At 73.8% G+C, this 1971-nt stretch carries 1 protein-coding gene and 1 pseudogene; both read right to left on the bottom strand.

The annotated features are described in order from the left end of the window. Window positions 1-40: 40 nt before the first annotated feature. Window positions 41-526, bottom strand: a pseudogene (locus tag ABT116_RS43685) (GAF domain-containing protein); the annotation flags it as partial. A 141-nt stretch (window positions 527-667) separates the two neighbouring features. Then, on the bottom strand, window positions 668-1971 hold a 1304-nt coding region (locus ABT116_RS43680; RefSeq protein WP_351646359.1), incomplete at its 5' end, for a PP2C family protein-serine/threonine phosphatase.

Raw genomic sequence — 1971 nt, 5'->3', positions numbered from 1 at the left:
GCCCTTGGTCGCGGACGCCCGCAGCGGTCTGCAGGAGCTACTGGTCCACGGTACGGGCCGTGGCCAGCGCCACCGCGGCATGCGAGGCGAGCAGCCAGCCGGCGGCCTCGATGTCCTCACCGAAGGCCCCGGGACGGCGCGAGTAGAGGTTCAGCGCACCGAAGTCCTCCTCGTCGGTGTAGAGCAGGACACCGGTCATGCTGCCGATCCCGAGGTCGCGGGCCGCCCGGCTGTAGCGCGGCCAGGACGGCTGCGGGCGGGTCATGTCGGCGATCCGGAACAGCCGCTCCCCGTCCACACGGCGCGCGGCGTCGAAACAGGGCCCTTCGCCGAACTCGCCCTGCAGCCGGTCCGACTCCGCGACGATGTCACCGCACACGGACAGGGTCACGGCCCGGCCCTTCACGACCGTGAGGATCCCGGCCGCGTCGCAGCCCTCGATCAGCTCCACCGCCGACGACGAGATCGCGTCGAGGGTCGCCTGGACCGAATCCTGCGCGACCAGATCCCGGGCGAGCCGAGCCATCTGCTCGGCGTACCGCTGCCACTCCACCGCAACCACCGCCTCGCTCGCCGGTTCCGCCCACCGTACTCCGCCAAGCCCCGTACGGCTGTTCGCCCGTTCGGTGGGGTGTCCGGGCAGCCTGCCGGGAGTGCGACGCCGCAATCACCGGTACGCCGTCAGCAGCAGAGCCACGTCGTCCGGCCGCTCCCTGGCCCGCCGGGCCGTGCCCACCAGCCGGTCGGCGAGATGCTCCACCGAGTCCGCCGGGGTCTCGGACAGACGGTGGCGGACCGCGTCGATGCCCGTCTCGATGTCGCGGCCCGGCCGCTCCACCAACCCGTCGGTGTACAGGGCGAGAACGCTGCCGGGGGCCAGGGTGAGCGCGGTGACGGGATACACCGAGTCGGGCTGCACGCCCAGCATGACGCCGCCCGCGAGATCCAGCGTCTCGGCCCGCCCGTCGGGGTGGCGCAGCAGCGGCGGGGGATGGCCGGCCCGCACCGCGAGGGCCCGCCCGCTGGCCGGGTCGAGTTCGATGTAGCAGCAGGTGGCGAAGACGTCCGACTCCAGCTCGCTCAGCAGCCGGTTGGTGTGCGTGATGACCTCCTGCGGCGGGCGCTCGCTCGCCGCGAAGGCGTGCACCGCGCTGCGCAACTGCCCCATCACCGCGGCGGCGCCGACGCTGTGCCCCTCGACGTCCCCGATGACCAGGGCCACGCCACGCCCGGTGGTGATCACGTCGTACCAGTCGCCGCCGATCGCCATGCCCTGCGTGCCGGGCAGGTAGCGGCCGGTGGTGCGCAGGCCCTCGACGGTGGGCAGCCGGTGCGGCAGGAGTCCCTCCTGGAGGCCGCGGGCGACTGCGGACTCCGAGTCGTACAGCCGCGCCCGTTCCATCGCCTGGGCGGCCAGGCCGCTCAGCGCGGTGAGGGCGGACCGCTCGTCGGGGGTGAACCGGTGCGGGGCGTCCCAGCCGAGGATGCAGGACCCGACGGAACGGCCGGAGGCGATCAGCGGCAGGAACGACCAGGCCTGCATGCGGTCCAGGGTGATGCCCGGGTAGGCGAGGGAGAGGTCCTCGGGCGACTCGAAGAACAGGGGGAGCCGCGTGGTCAGAGCATGGACGCCGGGCAGCTGCGTGTCGAGGGTGACGCCCTCGAACGGGGTGAGGAAGCCCTCCGGGTAGCCCGACTCCCACAGCAGGTACATCCGGCCCTCGCGGACGGTGTACAGCGCCAGCTCCCGGGCGCCGAAGGCGGGCAGCAACTGCTCCGACACGGCCCGGCAGACGTCCTGCACGGTGACCGCCTCGGTGAGCACGCTCGCCATCTGCACCACGTGGTACAGCGCCCCGGCCCGCGCGGCCGCCACCGGGGCGGACGGCGGGGCGACGGCGGTGAGGCCGGGGGCCGCAGCGAGCCGGGCGAACGCATCGCCCTGGTGTCCTACGCCCCCCTGCGCCGCTG

Origin of the sequence: Streptomyces sp. NPDC002130 (assembly GCF_040296465.1) — a bacterium.
Classification (GTDB): domain Bacteria; phylum Actinomycetota; class Actinomycetes; order Streptomycetales; family Streptomycetaceae; genus Streptomyces.
This window is presented reverse-complemented; position numbering and strand designations above follow the sequence as displayed.